A 19,823-nucleotide genomic window follows, 5' to 3' on the forward strand; every position below is an offset into this window, starting at 1 on the left:
ATGCCGCTACTCGAAGTCAAAGACCTGAGCGTGCGCTTCACGCGCCGCGAGGGCGCACCCGTCGACGCGGTGCAGCGCGTATCGTTTTCGCTCGAAGCGGGCCGCACGCTCGGCATCGTCGGCGAATCGGGCTCGGGCAAGAGCCAGACGGTGATGGCGCTGCTCGGCCTGCTGGCCGGCAACGGCAAGGTGTCGGGCGCTGCGACCTATCGCGGCGAAAACCTGCTGACGATGAACGAAGCCGCGTTGAACAGGATCCGCGGCGACCGCATCGGCATGATCTTTCAGGACCCGATGACCTCGCTCAACCCGTTCCTGACGATCGAACGGCAGATGACCGAGACGCTGCAACTGCATCGCAAGATGTCGCGCCGCGAAGCACGCCGCCGCGCCATCGAAACGCTCGAAACCGTGCGCATTCCCGATGCCGCACGGCGCATCAACATGTATCCGCACGAGTTTTCCGGCGGCATGCGGCAACGCGTGATGATCGCCATGGCCCTGCTCTCCGAGCCGGAAATCCTGATCGCCGACGAGCCGACCACCGCGCTCGACGTGACCGTGCAGGCGCAGATCATCGAGTTGCTGCGCGAACTGAATCGCGAACGCGGCACCGCGATCATTCTGATCACGCACGACATGGGCGTCGTGGCCGGCTTGTGCGACGACGTGATGGTGATGTACGCCGGCCAGACCGTCGAGCAGGCGAGCGCCGCCACGCTGTTCGCCGCGCCGACGCATCCGTACACGATCGGTCTGCTGAACGCGCTGCCGCGCCTGACCGACGACGATGACCGTCCGCTGCAAACCATTCCCGGCAACCCGCCGTTGCCCGGCGAAATCGGCCAGGGTTGCGCATTCGCACCGCGCTGCACATATTGCAGCGATCGGTGCCGCGAGTCGCGGCCTGCGCTCACGGCGTCGCCGGCCGCTGCCGGCGCGTTGCGCGCTTGCCACCGGCCGGTGCAGGAAATCATGGAGGTACAACACGTATGAATGCCGCTTCCATTGCAAGCCGAGGCCAGGGTCAAGGTCCGGCGACACTGTTGTCGGTCGACAATCTCAAGGTGCAATTCGGTGTGCCGCGCGGTGGTTTTCCGTGGTCCGGCAAGGCCACGCTGCGCGCGGTGGACGGGGTGTCCTTCAGCGTGCGGCGCGGCGAAACCGTGGGCCTCGTCGGCGAATCGGGTTGTGGCAAATCCACGCTCGCACGCGCCATCATCGGCCTCGCGCCAGTGGCGAGCGGCAGCGTGCGCTGGCTCGACCAGGAAACCGTGCGGCCGGACGCGCGCCGCGATACCTCGCGCTTGCGCCGCGACGTGCAGATGATTTTCCAGGACCCGCTCGCCTCGCTCGATCCGCGCATGACGATCGAACAGATCGTCGCCGAACCCTTGCTCACGCATGGCCAGGACATCGCCCGCGCCGACGTGCAACGGCGCGTTCTGACAATGCTCGAACGCGTCGGCCTCAACGCGCAGCATCTGCGCCGCTATCCGCATGAGTTTTCCGGCGGCCAGTGTCAGCGCGTCGGGATTGCACGCGCGTTGATCGGCGAACCGCAACTCGTGATCTGCGACGAGCCTGTGTCGGCGCTCGACGTCTCGATCCAGGCGCAAATCGTCAACCTGTTGCGCGATCTGCAGCGCGAGTTGTCGCTGTCGCTGCTGTTCGTCGCGCACGACCTCGCGGTCGTCAAGGCGATCAGCCACCGCGTGCTGGTGATGTATCTGGGTCGTGTGATGGAGTTCGGCGACAAGCGCGACGTGTATGGCACGCCGCGTCATCCGTACACCCGCGCGTTGCTGTCGGCGGTACCGGTGCCCGATCCGGCGGTTGAACGCGCACGCCGTCATCTGCTGTTGCGCGGCGAGATTGCGTCGCCGCTCAGCCCACCCTCCGGTTGCGCGTTTCGCACGCGCTGCCCGGATGCGATCGAGGCCTGCGCCAGCGAGATTCCGCAGCCAGTCACGCACGGTGCGAGCGCAACACGCGTCGCGTGCATTCGCGTGAATGGCGCCCCGCAGGAAGTTCTCCTGGGGGGCGCACCGAAGGAAGTCCCCTCGGGGGGCGCCCTGTAGGAAGTCCCCTTGGGGCAACGCTAAAGAAACCAGTCTGGAAATTTAAAACCGAATTCCCCGGCGCGGCGGGTCGTCGCGCCGTTGGATTCGTTCGTCCCGCCATCAGCGGGACGAACGATAAGCGTGGACTGGCTAACCGCCAGCCAAAGATTCACCAAAATAACAGAGACGTACGCCATGAAAGATAGCCGAACAAAAAAGCGGTCAAAAAAATCTAGCGCAGCCACCTTCTTTTACTGCGCCTTCACGCTGCCCGCGCTGACCATCGGCGCGAGCGCCTACGCCGATGACGCCGTATTGGAGCCCACCTCCGATGCGACGAAAACTCAAACACTCGCGCAAACGTTTCCCTCTCCTACGCAACGGTCGCAAGCAACGCCCGCGTCGCAAGATTCGCAATCCAATCCATCCGGCAAGCGCAGAGCGGACCAGGGCGGCCAGGTGCGCAACGATCAACCCGACACCACCAACGCCGTCGTCAACGCGGAGGCCGACCAGACAGTCACGCCGCCCACGCCGCCATCGAGCCAGGCGGCGAGTAAGGGCTTTATCGCCGATAGCCATCTCAACCTGCAGTTGCGCAACTACGCCGACTACTTCCAGGCGCCCACCGCGATCTATCGCCACGCGTGGGTTCAGGGCGCGCAAGCCAACTATGAATCCGGCTTCACGCAAGGCCCGGTAGGGTTTGGCGTTGACGCGTCACTGTTCGCCGCTCTCAAACTCGACGGCGGCAACGGCGCGGGCAACATGGTGCACGTGGGCAAGGACGGCGGCGGCTCGCAACAGCTCGCGTGGGCCTATCCCGGCATGTATGACATCAAGGGGCGCATTTCGGAAACGGTCGTGAAGTACGGCCTGCAGTCCGTCACCAACCCCTTCCTCGAACCGCACGACAACCGCGCGTTGCCGCCGACTTTCCTCGGTGTGTCGATGGTCAGCAACGATCTGGTTCATACGACGCTGGAGGCCGGCAGTTTCACCAAAGTCGACGCACGCGGCCACACGAACCTGACCAATCTGACCACCTCGTACGGCGGCACGCGCATCGACCGCCTGACCTACGTCGGCGGCACGTGGCACTACGCGAAGAACGGCGAAATGGCGCTGTATGTCGACCAGGCCGACGACGTCTGGCGTCAGTACTACGGCTCGGTAGCGCAGTCGTTCGGCGACCCCACCACCATCAAGTGGAGCGGTCTCGCGAACATCTATTCGACGCACGACACCGGCGCATCGCGCCAGGGGCATATCAACAACAACGCGTACAGCCTGTCGGTCTCCGCACAGCACGGCCCGCACGCACTGCTGCTCGGCTACCAGCAGGTGCTCGGCGACCAGTTCTTCGACTACGTCAACGAGACCAACGGTATCTACCTGACCAACTCGATGGACGTCGACTACAACGCGCCGCATGAGCAGTCGCTGCAATTGCGCTACACGTTCGACGGCAAATACGCCGGCGTGCCGGGGCTCAAGGCGATGTTCTGGGGCGAGTATGGGTGGGGGGCGGATGCGTCGGCCGGCGCCGCGGATAATGCTTCGGCGTCGGCGCCGCTGCACGATCTGTACTGGAAGAACGGCGAACCGGTGCACGGGCACCATCACGAGTTCGGTTTCATTCCGAGCTATACGCTGCAAAGCGGGCGTTTCAAGGACACGAAGGTCACGTTCATCGCGATGTGGCACAACGCCTCGCGCTATTACTCCGACGGCAACAATATGGAGTACCGGCTGGTGGTGAATGTGCCGGTGAAGGTGTTCTGAGCCGCGGGGTTCCAGGTCCTGTGCGTAAGCGCATTGAAACCGTTCTCTTTCTTGTGCAGGTGTGGCGGGGGCACACCTGCACGCGCCGGATGACGAGCTTCCTTTACGTCCTGAAGACAGATGGCGTCGTCAGCGCAGTTCGACCATACAGCCGAAGCGAATTTTAAGCCTCACTGCCGTGTTTAGTCAGAAAATCACCGAAATCGCCACGCTCAGCCAGATTGACACGACGCCGACAAGAAACATGTGCCGCGCAATACGGATGCGGGCGTCACTGGTTTCCGGCTCGACCGGGCTCGTCGCCATCCACGGCACGAGCCCGAGGCAGCCGAAGCCAATCATCGAAAACACGAAGACAAAGACGTCGGAGACTCGCCATTTCGCCTGATCGTGCAGGCCCCAGTAGCCGAGAAAGACGATGCCAATCGAGAAGATCGTCGCCGAGGCGGCACTGAGCGCGGGTACGGATCCGATTGGACTCGGCATGCTTCACCTCCGAAACGTTAGGCTGCTGTGGCCGTCCCCATCGCCCGCGTTCAGGTCATTCAGGACGTACGGGCCTGCCTCGTTTCATACGTCTTCAGATGACTATAGGCAATCCGCAGCAGCGACAAGCCGTGCTCGCCCTTTTGCGCATCGCCGCCGCGCGAGATCAGATCGCCGAGGATGTGATCCGCCTCGGTATGCGAGTGGCTTTCCACGTCGCGCAACATCGAAGCCGTCAGCGGCGACGGTGTAAAGAGCGTTTGGGTAGCGCGAGCGTCGAAGTCCAGGTCCATCGAGAAGCCGTTGTGCTCCGCGACGCCACGGCACTCGCCGAGCAGGTTTTCGATGATACGCTTGCCATCCGGCGCAGCCAGAATATCGCCAACCGAACCGCGCATCAGGCACGTACTGGCCGCCAGCGTGGCCAGGAACACCCACTTTTCCCACATGCGCAGCAGGATGTTGTCGCTGACCACGGTATCGAAATTCGCGCCGGCCATCGCGTCCGCAATCGCCTCTACACGCTCGGACGTGCCGCCTTCCAGTTCACCGAAAGTAATCGCGTGAATGTCGTTCAGATGCATGATCTGCTGCTCGGGGCTGAGCGTCGCTGCAATGACGCATTGACCGCCCAGTACGCGTGACGCACCGAACTTTTCCTTGAGCACGTCGAGATGGCGCATGCCATTGAGCATCGGCAGAATCAGCGTCGATTCGCCGACCAGCGGTGCAAACGAATCGATCGCATCGTCGAGACTGTAGGCTTTGCAACTGAGCAGCACCAGATCGAACGGCTCCGCGCCAACACCGGCGAGTATCGTCTTGACGTCGTGCAACGTGAGATTGCCGCGCACGCTGTTGATGACGAGACCGTCACGCGCGAGTTTTTCCGCGCGGCCTGGGCGCACGAGAAAGGTCACGTCCTGGCCCGCCGCTGCAAGACGTCCACCGAAGTAGCCGCCCACGGCACCCGCCCCTACGACTAGAATTCGCATCTTTTGCCTCTTGATAAATTTGGGTCACACGCGCCGGGTCGAGAAGCAAAAGGCTTCGAGGACTGCGTACGCAGCACGCTTGCAGAAATGTAGCAAAGATTGACGATGTGCATCGGCCATACCTGTCGGGCCGGTTTGCTGCGACGCACCGTGGCCGCGTTATTTCCGTATTGTTCTTATGTCAGATCAATTGGCGCGCCACCAGCCGTCCTGCATCGTCCACACCGGGGGCGGTGTCGGAGATAACCTTGTGCTTGCTCACAAATAGAACGCGTCCGGCAATTGTTCACGCGCGGTGGTGTCGCGGGTGGCGCCCTGCAGATTGCCGAGCCGGATCGGCAATTCAGGACCGCCCAGTTCGATGATCACCTGGCGGCACGCGCCGCAGGGTGCGATCGGTCCATCCGTATCGCCGATCACGGCAAGCGCGGCGAACTGGTCGCGCTGATAGCCCGCGGCAATCGCGCTGAAAAACGCCGTACGTTCAGCGCAATTACACAGTCCGTACGAGGCGTTCTCCACGTTGCAGCCGTCGAACACGGTGCCGTCCCGGGTCAGCAGCGCGGCGCCGACCTTGAACTTCGAATACGGCGCATAGGCCTTTTCTCGCGCGGCCCTCGCACGTTCCAGCAGTTGTTCCATGTTCATGCAACGATCCTCCCTTCGACAGGATAGCAAGGGTACACGGATCGAGTGCCTGCAGGCCGGCCGCGCTCACATCAGAATGGCAGCAGCGCGCTGCGATGCCCGGCACCGCAACGCGCCACAGCAGCCGATCTCAGATCACTTCCAGCGCCAGCGCGATCCCCTGCCCACCGCCGATACACAACGTGACGACGCCGCGCTTCAGGCCGTCGCGGCGCATCGAATGCAGCAGGCGCGTCGTCAATACCGCACCGGTTGCGCCGATCGGATGACCGTGCGCGATCGCACCGCCTTGCACGTTGATCAGTTCTTCCGCGATGCCGAGTTTGCGCGCCACCGCGAGCGGCACGGCGGCGAAGGCTTCATTGATCTCGAAGCGTTCGACGTCCTCGAGTTGCCAACCTGCGCGGGCCAAGGCCATTTGCACAGCCGGCACCGGACCGAGACCGAACATGCCCGGCTCCACGGCCGCGACGCCATACGCCACCAGCCGCGCGAATGGCTCGATGCCGCGCGCCTCGGCGAACCCGCGTTCAGCGACCAGCATGGCGGCGGCTCCGCTGTTCAAGCCCGGCGCGTTGCCTGCGGTAATCGTGCCGTCCGGACGGAATGCCGGACGCAGTCTGGCGAGCGTTTCGACGGTGGTATCCGGGCGCGGCTGTTCATCGCTCGTAAAATGCTGCGGACCTTTGCGCCCCTGGACTTCGACCGCGGCCAGTTCAGCGTTGAAATCGCCGCGCGCCTGCGCTTCGGCAAACCGCTGTTGCGAACGCGCGGCCCAACGGTCCTGCGTTTCGCGCGTGAGGTCGAACTGCGTGACGAGGTCTTCGGTGTGCCAGCCGGAATGCTCGCCGGAAAACGCGTCGTTCAGGCCGTCGCGCAGCAGGCTGTCATGGATTTGCGCGTTGCCCATGCGGTAGCCCCAGCGGCCGCCGTCGAGCAGATACGGCGCGCGGTCCATGTTTTCCATGCCGCCGGCCACGGCTGCATCGCCGAGGCCAAGCCAGATTTCCTGGGCCGCGGACGCAATCGCCTGCGCGCCCGAACCGCACACCCGATTGACCGTCAATGCTGGCACGGCTACCGGCACGCCGCCGCCAATCGATGCCTGGCGCGCCGGATTCATCCTGTTGCCGGCCTGAATCACGTTGCCCATCACCACCGAGGCCAACGCGGCCGGATCGAGGCCGCTGCGCCGCAACGTCTCACGCACCGCGACCGCGCCGAGTTCCGTTGCGGGCACCTCTTTCAGCGATCCGCCGAATGCGCCGATCGGCGTTCTCACCGGATTGCAAATCACCACTTCTCGCTTACTCATCGTTCATCTCCAGTTGGACTACTACTTTCGTCGCCACATCCACTCGCATCAATTCGCCGATGCCGCCGTGATCGTGGCGGGGACATCCCACCCACCGCCCAGCGAGCGGTACAACGCCACCGCCGCGAGCGCATGCTCGCGTTTGGCCTGATTCAACGATTCCGCATCGCGCAGATACGCCTCCTGCGCGGCGAGCACATCAAGGAAATCCGTCGCGCCGCCCTTGTAGAGCTCGCTCGACAGATGCAGCGCATGGTCCGATGCATCGAGCGCACCGCCCAGGCGTTGCACCTGCACCGCGCCATTCACCAGGTCGCTACGGTTATCCTCGATTTCCTTGAGCGCCTGCAGCATGGCTTGCTGCAGGCCGAGTTGCGATTCGCGCATCCGGCTCTCGCTCGCGTCGATGTTCGCGGTGATCCGGCCGGCGTTGAAGATCGGACTCGTCGCGTTCAATGCCGCGCTGAAGAGGTTATCCGTCAGCGTCGGCAAGCCAAGGTAGGACGAGGCCAGCAGGCCGTCGGCGAGATTGAGCCTGAACTGCGGATAGCGCTGCGCTTTTGACACCCCCACTTCCGCCGCGCGCTGTTCGACCGTGGCGTAGGCATTGCGCACGTCGGGCCGCTGCAACAGTGCCTCGGACGGCAGCGTCTGCGGCACGCTTTGCGCAGGCACCGGGATGTCGCGTGCATTGGCCAGCAGCAAGCCGTCGACGCTCTCCGGCGTGCGCCCCGAATACACCGCGATCAGACTCAGTTGATGCTGCACGGCCGACTGCACGCGTGGGATCTGCGCCTGCAAGTCCTCTAGCTGGTTCTGTGCCCGTGCGACGTCGAGTTGCGTCGACAGTCCGTAATGCAAGCGCTCCTGCGTGAGTTTCAAAGCGCGGGCGCGGATCTGTTCGTTGTCGCTGAGAATCTGCAATTGCGATTGCGCCCAGCGCAGGTCGATATATGCCGCCGCTGTGTTCGCCGCGAGTGCGAGGCGCAGCTGGTTCAAGGCCGCCTGCCGACCCGACACTTGCGCCTGTGCTGCGAGAACAGCAAGACGTTCGCCGCCGAAGACATCCGGCATCCAGCTAGCCGTCAGGCCAACACCGGCCTGACGCACATAGCCGAGCGGCGGCGGCGTGTTCTGGCGAGAGTCGGAAGCGGTCGCGCTGGCGTTCAACTCCGGCAGCAATGCCGCGCGATTTTGCGTCGCGAGATCCTGCGCCTGCTTGACGCGCTCCACGGCGGCCTGCACGTCGAGATTGCCTGTCAGCACCGACTCCACCAGCCGATGCATGACAGGATCGCCGAATTGCGCCCACCATGTATCGGCGCTTACGCTGTCCTGAGGAGCATCGACATTCCACGCGGTCGGTGCGACGGCCTGCACCGTATGCTGCAGGTCCGCATGTGTTTCGGGTTGCACGGCGCATGCCGCGAGCGTCAGTAGCGCCGCGCTTGCGAGTACTTTGATAACGATTGGTTTCACGCTGAATTCCTCAATGAGCATCGGGCGGCGGTGCGGTATTGCCAAACGGATGCGAGAACAGCACGCTCAACAAACCGGCGACAAAGCAGAGCGACAGCACAAAAAACGTGTCCGAGAACGTGAGCACGAGCGCTTCACGCATCAGCAGCGCATGCAACTCTCCGAGTCCTGCGTTAGCCGCATTCAGCGCATCGCCGCCGACTGCCGCGAAGTGCGCGCTTTGCTGCCGCAAAATCGATTCGACCACCGGCCGGCCCGCGCTCAAATGCTCGTCGAGCCGCTCATAGTGGAGATTCAAACGATCGTTGAGCATCGTGCTGCTCACTGCGATGCCAATCGCACCGCCCAGATTGCGCATCAGATTGAACAGGCCGCTCGCCGAGCGCAGCCGCGAAGTCGGCAAAGAGCCGAGCGCCATCGTGACGATAGGCGGAATACAAAACTGCTGGCCGATGCCGCGCAACGCTTGCGGTACCAGCAGTTCCTTCCAGCCCCACTGACTGGTCAACGGCACGTAGAGATAGCACCCGACACCGAACAGAACAAGTCCGAACACCATCAGCAAGCGCATATCGATGACACGAGCCAGCGTCGAGTACGCCGCCAGCGCAAGCAACTGAAAGCAGCCGACCGATAGCAGCGCCAAGCCGATCTGCAGCGAATCGAAACCACGCACACGCGACAGGAACACCGGCGTCAAAAACACCGTGCAGAAAATCCCGATCCCGGTGATGAACGACAGCAGACTGCCGATGCCGAAGTTGCGAATCGCCAGCGCGCGCAAATCGACGATCGGGTCTTTCGCGGTGAATGCATGCACGAGGAACAGAAAACCGCAGATCGCCGACACCCACGTGCACAGCACGATCACGTCGTCGCCGAACCAGTTCTTGCGCGGGCCTTCTTCCAGCACATATTCGAGGCAGCCGAGAAAGCCGGACATCAGCAGGATGCCGAGGTAGTCGCCTTTTTTCAGCAGCGAAAGATCGGCCTCGTCGATGCGAACGTATTTCGGCACCATCAGCGTCACGGCGAGACCCGGCACGAGGTTCAGATAAAACAGCCAATGCCAGGACCATTGCGCCGTGATCCAGCCGCCTATCACCGGACCGATGGTCGGCGCGAGCGTGGCCAGCGCGCCGATAGTGGTGGACGCAATCAGGCGCTGTTTGCCCGGAAACAGCACGAACGCGGTGGTGAAAACGGTCGGGATCATCGCCGCGCCGAGCGCACCCTGCAGACCGCGAAACAGGATCATCGAATTGATGTCCCATGCGAGACCGCACAGCATGCTGGTGATCGTAAAGCCGAGTGCGGAGAACGCAAACAGCCAGCGCGTGGAAAACACCCGAGTAAGCCAGCCCGACATCGGAATGACGAGAATTTCGGCGATCAGATAGGACGTCTGTACCCACGAGAGCTCGTCCTGGCTTGCGGACAAACCACCGCCGATGTCTTTGAGCGAGGACGCAACGATCTGGATATCGAGCGTCGCCATGAAAAAGCCGAGGCACATCAGGGCGAACGCGAAGAATTTGGTGCGCGTCGGCTGGTCGGCGGGATCGGCGAAATGGGCGGGGGCTTGAGCCATGACGGGTTTATCCCTGGGGCGGCGCGTTGTCGGCTTCGACATGCACCTTCACCGTCGCCGAGAGCCCCGGGCGCAGAACGCCTTGCATGTCCTTCGGCACGTCGAGACGCACGCGCACCGGCACGCGCTGCACGATCTTCGTGAAGTTGCCGGTGGCGTTCTCCGCCGGTAACACGCTGAAGGTCGCGCCGGTCGCCGGCGCGAGACTCTCAACCACGCCGTGAATCCGTTTGCTCGACGCATCGAGATCCACGTCGACGCCGTCGCCAACGTGCATCTTCTTCAGCTGGTCTTCCTTGAAGTTGGCATCGATCCACAGCCCGCTCGACGGCACCACGGTCAGCAGCGACACGCCCGTGTTCGCCAGCAGGCCGACGCGCGCGGTGCGATTGCCGACGTAACCGTCGATCGGCGAGCGGATCGTGGTGTACTCCACATTCAATGCCGCGACCCGCTGCGCCGCCTGTGCGGTGGCGATGCGCGCCTCGGCATCGCCGATCTGCGCGTCGAGCACGGCGATCTGCCGTTGTGCGGCAATCAACGCTGCGCTGCTGCGGTCGACCGCGGCATGCGCCTTCGAGAAATCGGCGTCCGCGCGTTCCACGACCTGGTTCGATACCGCGTCGTCCTTCACCAGTTCGCGATAGCGCGTCTGATCGGCGGCGCTGCGCGTCAACTCCGCGCCGGACGCGCGAACCTCGGCGGCCTGCTCGTTGATCGTGGCGAGCTGCAAGGACTTTTTCGCCCGCAACTCGGTGACAGCGGCTTGCGCGCTCTCCACCTCCGCACTCGCTTGGGCGAGGCGAGCGTCGTAATCGCGCGCATCGAGCCGGATCAACACCTGATTCGCGTGGACGAACTGGTTGTCGTGCACCAGCACGTCCGTGACGAAGCCGTTCACCTTCGGCGACATCACGGTCACATCCCCGCCGACGTAGGCATCGTCCGTCGTTTCGACAAAGCGGCCGACGAAGAACCAGTACGACGCGGCAAGCGCCAGCACGGCGAGCACCGTGATGATCGCGAGCAGCATCCACGGAATGCGCCGCGCCGGTTTGGCAGCGTTTGCCACGCTAGGCGGTGCAATAGTCGAGAGTGTAGTGGACATGATGTTCGTATGTGCGTATGCACTAGCTGAGCAAAAAACAATGGCGCGTTGTACTGCGCCGGACTTGACCCGCTCCATGCGGGCTGATTCAAATGGAATCGCTTGTGATGGCGAACAACTCGGAACGCATTGCCGCCGCGCGCTGCTCGCCGAAGCGATCCTCGAATTCGGCTTGTGCCGCATGCCAATGCTTGCGCCCTGCTTGCAAACGCGCTTCGCCGGCTGCCGTCAGCGCAATCGACAACGCCCGCGCGTCCGCCCCGAGGGCCTCGCTCGACACCAGTCCGTTGCGCCGCAGCGGCTGGATCGTGCGGACCAGCGTGGTGCGCTGCATGTGCATGGCTTCGGCCAGCTGCTTCATGGTCATCAGACCGGTGCGCTCCAGGCGCCCCATCAGCGAATACTGCGTGATGGTGAGGCCAACTTTCTCCAGATGGCGGTCGTAAAGCTGCGACATATAACGTGCGGCCTGGCGGATCGCAAAGCAGTCGTCGTCGAAGAGCCCTTCCATCGCTGCGCCTCCTTTTTGCGTGTGCGTATGCACATAATCAGACGTGCCAAAGCTCGTCGGAACGAGCGCATACGCGTTGTCTATCCGGTGATGCTGAAGAGCTCGGAGCGCAGCGCCTTGGCGCGCGCGTGACCGAACTTTTCCTCGAACTCGTCCTGCGCGGCACGCCATGCGATGGTGGCCTGATCGAAGGTCGTTGCGCCCTTCTCCGTGAGACTGAACAGAAACGTGCGGCCGTCATGCTCCGCCGATTCGGCGACCACCAGCCCGTCACGCTGCAATGGCTTCATGGCGCGGAGCAGCGTGGTGCGCTCCATGACCATGGCGTCCGCTAGGTCCACCATCGGCAGGTTCGGCGTGCGCGCGAGCTTGGCGAGAATCGTGAACTGCGCAGCCGTTAACCCCACCTGGCCCAGATGGCGCTCGTAGATTTGCGTGACGTGCCGGGCCGCCTGGCGCAGCGCGAAACAGTTGCATTCGTCGTAAGAGAGAGGACGGGTCATGGTGGGCAGTGTATATGTGCATACACACATAGTCAAGCTCACTTTCGCGCAGGAAGTGCCTCGCAAAAATCGTCGGATCGGTGTGCGGTCTGCTCCTGAAAGGGAACAATCAGCCGGTCATGACCGACGATCCGGCGCCGGCACCAGCAGCACCCGCTCAGCCCCTGTCACCCTCTGTTCCGCGTTCACGATGAAAACTACCCGCAATGAATAGCGGAATCAGAATGCCAGAACAAAAGGCGGCAGGTTAAAGCGCCAGCACCGTCACCCCCACTTCCACCCGATGCGCCCCGCCCCCCAGGATCATCCCGCGCAGCAAGGACACGTCGCTGTAATCGCGGCCGATCGCGAGCGTCACGTGGTCCCTATCGGCGAACACGTCATTGGTGGGGTCGAGATCGATCCAGCCACTCTCCGGGCAATACACGGACACCCACGCATGCGAGGCATCCGCACCGATCAAGCGTGGCTGCCCAGGCGGCGGATCGTTGCGCAGATAACCGCTCACGTAACGCGCCGGCAAACCCAGCGAACGCAAACAGCCGATCATCACCTGCGCAAAGTCCTGGCATACCCCGCTCTTCATTTCGAAAGCGCGCTCGGCGGGCGTGTCGAACATCGTCGCCGAGGGTTTATACGCGAAGTCTTCGTGAATTCGGTGCATCAGATCGATCGCCCCCGCCACAATCGGCATGCCGGGAGGAAAGCTCGGCAGCGCATAAGCGCGCAACGACGGCCGCGGCACGATGTTCGGCGACGCAAAGCAGAACTCCACCTCGGGCCGGAACTCGCCGCCGACCCAAAAACGCAACGCATCCACCACGTCTTCCCATTCCGGCGTTTCATCGGGATCGAGATCGGTCCAGCGCGGCATGACCGCCACCGTGGTTTCGCTAACGAGTTGCAAGCGCTCGTGCGGGGCGTCCAACGCGAAGTACAGTACGTCGTTGCCGAATGCGTCGATACGGCTAGTCTGATACGACGGCTCCGGTTCGATCTTTTCGCTATGCGAAACCACTCGCTGCCACGCACAGGCGATCGGCCTGATCGTCGCGAGATGCTGGGCGGTCTCCACATACGTGGAGTAGTGGTAGGTCGTGCGATGCGAGACGGACAACACGGTCGGCGCGTTCTTCATGACCAAACCTGCGAAGCCACCGTACTGGCATGACTGAAATAGCGTGCGCTGATCTCATGCGCCGCCGCGCCGACATAACCGCCGATCTGATCGCACACCGCCATCAGGTCGGCGTATGAATCGTTTTCGTCGATGCAACACAGCGATTCGAGCGTCGGCAACGAATCGGCAGGCAGCATCAATTCCGCAAACGGACGATGCCGCATGCTGCCCGCGGCCACGGCGATCTCGTCGAGTTTTGTGCGCAGGCGGTCATAGACGCCGTAGATTCCGCGCGGATTGGTAGGCTCGATCACCAGCAGATCGAGCAAAGCCGGCACTTCGAAACGGCCTGGATACAGCGAGCGATACGTCAGCGTGCTGTCGAACAATTGCAGCAGCAGATCGAACCCGGCCGGTTTCGCGAGTTGGCCGTTATCGGCGATCACGCGCAAGAACGATGTCATCGCCGACACGCGTTCGATGTGCCGCCCGACGAATAACAGACGCCACGCTTCGTCGCGAGTCATGCGGTCGCCTTGCGCGCCGCTGATCGCCGACAGTTGCACCGACAAGCGTTCGAGCGCGTTCATCAGCGTCACGCGGTCATAACGATCGTTACGCTCGGTCTGCAGTGCATCGCGGAAATCGTTGCGCGCCGCGAGAATCGTACGCCAGTGATCGTTCGACAAACGCCCACGCACTTCGCCGTTCGCACGCGCCTGATAGTTGAGGTTCTGGCCAATGCTCGCAACGCCGGTGCTCTCGCTCAGATTCGCGACCAGCGCGCGCTCGAATGCTGGCGGCGAAACCGGCGAGAACATATCGCCGGATTGCACGAGACCGCAATGCATGGCGAGTTCGACCAGCGTCGGGAACATCGCGTCGGCGTCGTTGCCTTCCAGCGAGCCGAGAATCAGCCGCAACAGCCGCACGTTGTTTTCGGCGCGTTCGCCATAACGTCCGGCCCAGAACAGATTTTCAGCCGCGCGGCTCGAGACGGTGCGATGCTTGCGCGCGAGGTCGGCGGGTTGCATCGGCGAAGGCAGCAGCGTGAAGGTCGAGGTCGGCTGACTCGACAACACCCACGTATCGACACTGCTGCCGCCGTATTGCATCGACACCGTCGCCTGACGCTCGGCGGCCATCCGCGTGAAGCCGCCGGGCATCACATGCCAGCCCCCGTCGACGTCGGCAATCGCAAAGACGCGCAGCACCGATGGACGGCGGCCAATGGTGCCGTCTTCGTAACGCGGCGTGCAGGAAAAGCGCAGCGGCTGCTGGATCGTATAGGTGTCGGGCATCGCTTCGATGCGCTCACGCCATGGCGAGAGCCGCTGCCTGCCCTGTTCGATCCCGGGCGGCGCATCGCGTGGCGCGACCGGCCAGGTCGGCACAATGAACGCTTCGTCCAGACGCCCGAACGCGTGCTCGCGCGCCGCCTTTTCGCCGCACCACCACGTCGCCACGCTCGGCAGCACAAGGTCTTCATCGAGCAGCACTTCGGCGATGCCCGGCAAAAAACCATGCAAGGCCGGCGATTCGACAAAGCCCGAACCCGGCACATTCGACACGATCACATTGCCCGCGCGCATCACCTGCAGCAGGCCCGGCACGCCGATGCTCGAATCCGCGCGCAGTTCGACCGGATCGCAGAACGCATCGTCCAGACGGCGCAGCACGACGTGCACCCGTTCGAGACCGGCGAGCGTCTTCAGATACAGCATGTCGTCGCGCACGGTCAGATCCTTGCCTTCGACCAGCGTGACGCCGAGATACCGCGCCAGAAACACGTGCTCGAAGTAGGTCTCGCTAAATGGCCCGGGCGTGAGCAACGCGATATGCGTCGAGCCATCGGCACCCGACCTGTCGTGCTGCATTGTGGCCTGCGCGGCCTGTGCGAGCGTAGCAATCAGCTGCGAATAGGTCGGCGCGAGGCGGCTCACGCGCATCGCGCGGAACGGATCGGCAAACAGCGTCGACACGATCAACCGGTTTTCCAGCGCATAACCCAGGCCGGAAGGCGCCTCGGTGCGATGCGCCATGACGGTCCAGTCACCGTCGGGCGTACGCGCCAGATCGACGGCAACCACCTGCAGATATTGTCCGCCAGGCGGCGTAAAGCCCTTCACGGAGCGCAGATAACCGGGATGCCCGAACACCAGCGCGGGCGGCAGCTGCCCACGTTCGAGCAAGGTCTGCGGCCCATAGACGTCGGCGACGATCGCATTGAGCAGATGCGCGCGCTGCGTCACGCCACGCTCGATATGCGCCCACTCGGCCTCGCTGATCAGGAATGGCAGCAGGTCGAGCGCCCAGGCCCGCGGCTCGCCGTTATCCGCATAGACGTTGTAGCTGATGTCGTTGTCGCGGATCTGCTGCGCGACCGAGGCGTAGTGATCCTCCAATCGCGCGATGCCGTCTTCGCCCAGCCGCTCGAAGAATTGCCGCCACGGTTCGCGCAACGCGCCTGAGGCGTCGCGTAACTCGTCCCAATGTCCTTCGTAGGCGGGCAACAGCCGCAATGAGGATGAAGCGTCCGCGCGAGCCGCGGACGCTTCGAAGGGAAAAGTCGATTGAAAGGCCAAGGTCGTGTCGTTCTTAAAGGTCTGCCGCCGCTGTTAGTCTACCAGGTTACCAGTAGCGCAGGTCCAACGTGAACGGAAACTCGAGGCTGCGCTGCGGCATGTCGACCGCGAGCAGCCCCGGCGTATGGCCGGAGGCGAAAAAGCGCGCGCGCCGCCGGCTTTCCGCCTCGTAGGCGTTGACCGGGAAGGTCTGATAGTTGCGCCCGCCCGGATGAGCGACATGATACTGGCATCCCCCGACCGAGCGGCCAGTCCATGTATCGACCAGATCGAAGGTGAGCGGCGCATCCACGCCGATGGTCGGATGCAGCGCCGACGGCTGCGACCAGGCGCGAAAGCGCACGCCGGCCACATATTCGCTGACGCGGCCCGTCGGCTGAAGCGGCACCGGCACACCGTTGACCGTCACCACATGACGGTTGTCATTCAAACCGAGCGCACGCACTTCGAGCCTTTCCACCGACGAATCCACGTAGCGCACCGTGCCGCCCGGCGAGCCCTCCTCGCCCATCACGTGCCAGGGTTCGAGCGCGCTGCGGATGGTCAGCGAAACGCCGTTCACCGTGGTCGCGCCGACCAGCGGGAAGCGGAATTCGAAGTGCGGCGCGAACCAGCTGCTCTCGAAGGCGAAGCCCGCCTGGTTGAGTTCGCCGAGCACGTCGTCGAAATCCAGCTTCGCGAAGGTGCCGAGCAGGAAGCGGTCGTGCAGTTCCGTGCCCCAGCGCGTGAGCCGCTGCGTATACGGCGCGTGCCAGAAACGCGCCACCAGCGCGCGCAGCAGCAACTGCTGCACGAGACTCATGCGCGCATGCGGCGGCATTTCGAAACCGCGCAATTCGAGCAGGCCGAGGCGGCCAGTCGGACCATCGGGCGAATAGAGTTTGTCGATGCAAAACTCGGCACGGTGCGTATTGCCCGTCACGTCGATCAGGATGTTGCGCAACGAGCGGTCGATCATCCACGCTGGGAGGTTCGCGCTTTCGCGGCCGCCGAGCAGATCGATCTGCCGCTGCAACTCGCGGAACGCCACCTCCAATTCATACACCTGGTCGTTGCGCGCCTCGTCGACGCGCGGCGCCTGGCTCGTCGGGCCAATGAAGAGCCCGGAAAACAGATACGACAGCGACGGATGGTTGTGCCAATACGCGATCAGGCTCGCCAGCAGATCGGGACGCCGCAGGAAGGGACTATCCGCCGGCGTCGCGCCGCCGAGCACGAAGTGATTGCCGCCGCCGGTTCCGGTATGCCGGCCATCGGTCATGAACTTCTCGCTGCTCAGATAGCTCTCGGCCGCGGATTGATACAGGTACTCCGTGTTGTCGACCAGTTGCGCCCAGCTCGAAGCCGGATGAATGTTCACCTCGATCACACCCGGGTCCGGCGTCACCTGCAGGACGTTCAGCCGTGGATCGCGCGGCGGCGGATAGCCTTCGAGCACCACCTGCATCCGCAATTCGGCGGCAGTCGCTTCAATGGCCGCGAGCAGATCGAGGTAGTCGTCGAGTTCGGTGAGCGGCGGCATGAACACATGCAGCAGCGAGCGGCCGCTGCCGAACGCCTGGGTTTCCGCCTTCGGACCGGCGGCCCGTTTCGGGTCGCGCGCTTCGACGCAGATCGCCGTACGCAGCGTTTCCTTCGACGACTGCCCGCGCGCCGGCGCCTGTTCGTCGCCCGGTTGAGGCGCAAAGGCCAGCACGCCGCTGCCCGCCATGCCGCTCAGCAAATCCGCCGCTGACGACGACAACGCGGCCGCATGCCGCGCATCGGTGGTGCTCATGGTGCGGCGGGACTCGCCGTCGCCGTCGTATTGCATGCGCAATTGCGCGGCCGGGCGCAACGGCACCGGCGGCGCAAACGGATCGTGCGCATGCTGATACGGATAGTCGGTCTTCGACACCCACGGCAGCGAGTCGAGCGGCAAGCGATAACCCATCGGCGAATCGCCGGGAATCAGGAACATGCGTTTGTCGCGGAAAAACCAGCGGCCGCTGACCCACTTCGGCGCCTCGTTCGGCACGTCGCGTTCGCGCGCGAGCGGCAAGACATAACCGGTCGCGCCGCCCAGGCCCGCATCGAACACGCGCCGCAGACGCACGCGCTCCAGTTCGTCGTCAAGGCGCGCATCGAGCGGATCGACGTTGACCGGCAGGCGGCGCTCGCGCCACAGGTAGTACCAGACGTCTTCGAAGCCGGGCTGGATACAGTCCGTGTCGAGCGATAGCTTTGTCGCCAGATGAGAGAGGAAACGTTGCGCGTCGCCGGCCGTGTAGGTGCCCGGCTCGCGTTCGTCGGCGAAGAGCGTGGGGTCGTGCCAGCACGGCTCGCCGTCGGCGCGCCAGTAAAGCGACATCGCCCAGCGCGGCAACTGCTCGCCGGGATACCACTTACCCTGGCCGATGTGCAGAAAGCCGTTCGCGCCGTAGCGCGAGCGCAGCTTGTCCATCAGCGCGACCGCGTAGCCGCGTTTGGTGGGACCGAGCGCGTCGGTGTTCCATTCGGCGGCGTCGCGATCGCGTACCGACACGAAGGTCGGCTCGCCGCCCATCGTCAGGCGCACGTCCATCTCGGTCAGGCGCTGGTCGACCTGCGCGCCCATTTTTAGCACGTCGTTCCACACCGCCTCGCTGAACGGCTTGGTGACGCGCGGCGTCTCTACCACCCGTTCAATCGACATGGTGTGCTCGAACTCGACTTCGGATTCGTCGACCGCGCCGGAGATCGGCGCCGCGCTGCCGGGTTCGGGTGTGCAGGCAACCGGAATATGGCCCTCCCCGGCGAGCAAGCCGGAAGTCGGATCGAGGCCGATCCAGCCCGCGCCCGGCAGGTACACCTCGCACCAGGCGTGCAGGTCGGTGAAGTCGACTTCGGTGCCGCTCGGGCCGTCGATCGATTTGACATCGGGCGCGAGTTGCAGCAGATAGCCGGAGACAAAGCGCGCCGCCAGCCCCAGTTGCCGGAGCGTCTCGACCAGCAGCCAACCCGAATCGCGGCACGAGCCCGCGGCGCTCACCAGCGTTTCCTCGGGCGTCTGCACGCCTGGCTCCATACGGATCAGGTAGCGGATCTCGCGTTGCAGCCGCTGATTCAGTCCGACGAGGAAGTCGGCGGTGCCCATCGGCGTGCGGTCGATACTCGCAACGAACTCGGCAAAGCGCGGCGTCATTGAGCGTTTGACGCGGTACGGCGCAAGTTCCAGCGCAAGGCCGGGCGCATACTCGAACGGAAACTGTTCGGCCGACGGTTCGAGAAAGAAGTCGAACGGGTTATAGACCGCCATCTCGGCGACCAGATCCACGGTCACCTTGAATTCGCGCGTCTTCTCGGGAAACACCAGACGCGCCTGATAATTGGCGAACGCGTCCTGCTGCCAGTTGATGAAGTTTTCGGCCGGTTCGACCCGCATCGAATAAGACAGAATCGGGGTCCGGCAATGCGGCGCAGGCCTGAGACGCACGACCTGGGGTGACAGCGCAACCAGCCTGTCGTAACGGTAATGTGTGACGTGATTCAACGCGACGCGTATGGACACACCGGACTCCTTGACAAAGGATGGCAGCCCGCCAAAAAAGCAAGCTTCATGCCGTTTATAGAACAAGCGCGAAAAACCGCGTGAACTGCCCGACCCGCCCGGATT

Annotated in this window: 15 protein-coding genes; 3 read left to right on the plus strand and 12 right to left on the minus strand. The window is 63.6% G+C overall.

The window, feature by feature from the left end; translation table 11 throughout:
• The 3 genes from AYM40_RS31670 to AYM40_RS31680 all read left to right on the plus strand — a co-directional run bounded on the left by AYM40_RS31670 (position 1) and on the right by AYM40_RS31680 (position 3,848).
• The gene (locus AYM40_RS31670; RefSeq protein ID WP_063499937.1) at positions 1–996 is read left to right on the plus strand and encodes an ABC transporter ATP-binding protein; all 996 of its coding nucleotides are present in this window, start codon (positions 1–3) and stop codon (positions 994–996) included.
• Complete coding sequence (locus tag AYM40_RS31675; protein WP_063499938.1) at positions 993–2,081, plus strand: ABC transporter ATP-binding protein; 1,089 nt, start codon at positions 993–995, stop codon at positions 2,079–2,081. The genes AYM40_RS31670 and AYM40_RS31675 overlap by 4 nt, the downstream gene beginning before the upstream one ends.
• 177 nt (positions 2,082–2,258) lie before the next feature.
• On the plus strand, positions 2,259–3,848 hold the full coding sequence (locus AYM40_RS31680) for an OprD family outer membrane porin (RefSeq protein WP_063499939.1): 1,590 nt from the start codon (positions 2,259–2,261) through the stop codon (positions 3,846–3,848).
• A 186-nt stretch (positions 3,849–4,034) separates the two neighbouring features.
• Here the strand turns inward: AYM40_RS31680 and AYM40_RS31685 are convergent, their stop codons facing one another.
• The 12 genes from AYM40_RS31685 to AYM40_RS31740 form a co-directional block, all read right to left on the minus strand.
• A complete protein-coding gene (locus AYM40_RS31685) occupies positions 4,035–4,334 on the minus strand; it encodes a hypothetical protein (RefSeq protein ID WP_063499940.1) in 300 nt (99 codons plus the stop codon).
• Positions 4,335–4,393: 59 nt separating this feature from the next.
• Positions 4,394–5,329: a 2-dehydropantoate 2-reductase gene (gene panE, locus AYM40_RS31690; RefSeq protein ID WP_063499941.1), complete on the minus strand. Its 936-nt coding sequence runs from the start codon at positions 5,327–5,329 to the stop codon at positions 4,394–4,396.
• A gap of 258 nt (positions 5,330–5,587) precedes the next feature.
• The gene (locus AYM40_RS31695) at positions 5,588–5,977 is read right to left on the minus strand and encodes a cytidine deaminase (protein ID WP_063499942.1); all 390 of its coding nucleotides are present in this window, start codon (positions 5,975–5,977) and stop codon (positions 5,588–5,590) included.
• Positions 5,978–6,107: 130 nt separating this feature from the next.
• Positions 6,108–7,292 carry a thiolase family protein gene (locus AYM40_RS31700; protein ID WP_063499943.1) on the minus strand — a complete coding sequence of 395 codons (1,185 nt, stop codon included), beginning with the start codon at positions 7,290–7,292 and terminating at the stop codon, positions 6,108–6,110.
• 48 nt (positions 7,293–7,340) lie between these two features.
• The gene (locus AYM40_RS31705) at positions 7,341–8,771 is read right to left on the minus strand and encodes an efflux transporter outer membrane subunit (protein ID WP_063500838.1); all 1,431 of its coding nucleotides are present in this window, start codon (positions 8,769–8,771) and stop codon (positions 7,341–7,343) included.
• Positions 8,772–8,781: 10 nt separating this feature from the next.
• On the minus strand, positions 8,782–10,362 hold the full coding sequence (locus tag AYM40_RS31710; RefSeq protein ID WP_063499944.1) for a DHA2 family efflux MFS transporter permease subunit: 1,581 nt from the start codon (positions 10,360–10,362) through the stop codon (positions 8,782–8,784).
• Positions 10,363–10,369: 7 nt separating this feature from the next.
• Positions 10,370–11,470: an HlyD family secretion protein gene (locus AYM40_RS31715; protein ID WP_181448443.1), complete on the minus strand. Its 1,101-nt coding sequence runs from the start codon at positions 11,468–11,470 to the stop codon at positions 10,370–10,372.
• An 88-nt stretch (positions 11,471–11,558) separates the two neighbouring features.
• Positions 11,559–11,981, minus strand: coding sequence for a MarR family winged helix-turn-helix transcriptional regulator (locus tag AYM40_RS31720; RefSeq protein ID WP_063499945.1), 423 nt, complete (start codon positions 11,979–11,981; stop codon positions 11,559–11,561).
• A gap of 80 nt (positions 11,982–12,061) precedes the next feature.
• On the minus strand, positions 12,062–12,484 hold the full coding sequence (locus AYM40_RS31725; RefSeq protein WP_063499946.1) for a MarR family winged helix-turn-helix transcriptional regulator: 423 nt from the start codon (positions 12,482–12,484) through the stop codon (positions 12,062–12,064).
• 247 nt (positions 12,485–12,731) lie between these two features.
• Positions 12,732–13,622, minus strand: coding sequence for a transglutaminase family protein (locus AYM40_RS31730; protein ID WP_063499947.1), 891 nt, complete (start codon positions 13,620–13,622; stop codon positions 12,732–12,734).
• Positions 13,619–16,189, minus strand: a complete 2,571-nt coding sequence (locus AYM40_RS31735; protein WP_063499948.1) for a circularly permuted type 2 ATP-grasp protein — start codon at positions 16,187–16,189, stop codon at positions 13,619–13,621. Before AYM40_RS31735 ends, AYM40_RS31730 begins: the two co-directional genes overlap by 4 nt.
• Before the next feature lie 46 nt (positions 16,190–16,235).
• Positions 16,236–19,718: a DUF2126 domain-containing protein gene (locus tag AYM40_RS31740; RefSeq protein WP_063499949.1), complete on the minus strand. Its 3,483-nt coding sequence runs from the start codon at positions 19,716–19,718 to the stop codon at positions 16,236–16,238.
• Positions 19,719–19,823: the final 105 nt, after the last annotated feature.

This window comes from Paraburkholderia phytofirmans OLGA172 (genome assembly GCF_001634365.1).
In the GTDB taxonomy this organism is placed as follows: domain Bacteria; phylum Pseudomonadota; class Gammaproteobacteria; order Burkholderiales; family Burkholderiaceae; genus Paraburkholderia.

What these genes read in the sequence shown, in the direction of transcription:
- AYM40_RS31670 (WP_063499937.1), top strand. Translation starts at nt 1, where the DNA reads ATGCCGCTACTCGAAGTCAAAGACCTGAGCGTGCGCTTCACGCGCCGC.
- AYM40_RS31675 (WP_063499938.1), top strand. Translation starts at nt 993, where the DNA reads ATGAATGCCGCTTCCATTGCAAGCCGAGGCCAGGGTCAAGGTCCGGCG.
- AYM40_RS31680 (WP_063499939.1), top strand. Translation starts at nt 2,259, where the DNA reads ATGAAAGATAGCCGAACAAAAAAGCGGTCAAAAAAATCTAGCGCAGCC.
- AYM40_RS31685 (WP_063499940.1), bottom strand. Translation starts at nt 4,334, where the DNA reads ATGCCGAGTCCAATCGGATCCGTACCCGCGCTCAGTGCCGCCTCGGCG.
- panE (WP_063499941.1), bottom strand. Translation starts at nt 5,329, where the DNA reads ATGCGAATTCTAGTCGTAGGGGCGGGTGCCGTGGGCGGCTACTTCGGT.
- AYM40_RS31695 (WP_063499942.1), bottom strand. Translation starts at nt 5,977, where the DNA reads ATGAACATGGAACAACTGCTGGAACGTGCGAGGGCCGCGCGAGAAAAG.
- AYM40_RS31700 (WP_063499943.1), bottom strand. Translation starts at nt 7,292, where the DNA reads ATGAGTAAGCGAGAAGTGGTGATTTGCAATCCGGTGAGAACGCCGATC.
- AYM40_RS31710 (WP_063499944.1), bottom strand. Translation starts at nt 10,362, where the DNA reads ATGGCTCAAGCCCCCGCCCATTTCGCCGATCCCGCCGACCAGCCGACG.
- AYM40_RS31715 (WP_181448443.1), bottom strand. Translation starts at nt 11,470, where the DNA reads ATGTCCACTACACTCTCGACTATTGCACCGCCTAGCGTGGCAAACGCT.
- AYM40_RS31720 (WP_063499945.1), bottom strand. Translation starts at nt 11,981, where the DNA reads ATGGAAGGGCTCTTCGACGACGACTGCTTTGCGATCCGCCAGGCCGCA.
- AYM40_RS31725 (WP_063499946.1), bottom strand. Translation starts at nt 12,484, where the DNA reads ATGACCCGTCCTCTCTCTTACGACGAATGCAACTGTTTCGCGCTGCGC.
- AYM40_RS31730 (WP_063499947.1), bottom strand. Translation starts at nt 13,622, where the DNA reads ATGAAGAACGCGCCGACCGTGTTGTCCGTCTCGCATCGCACGACCTAC.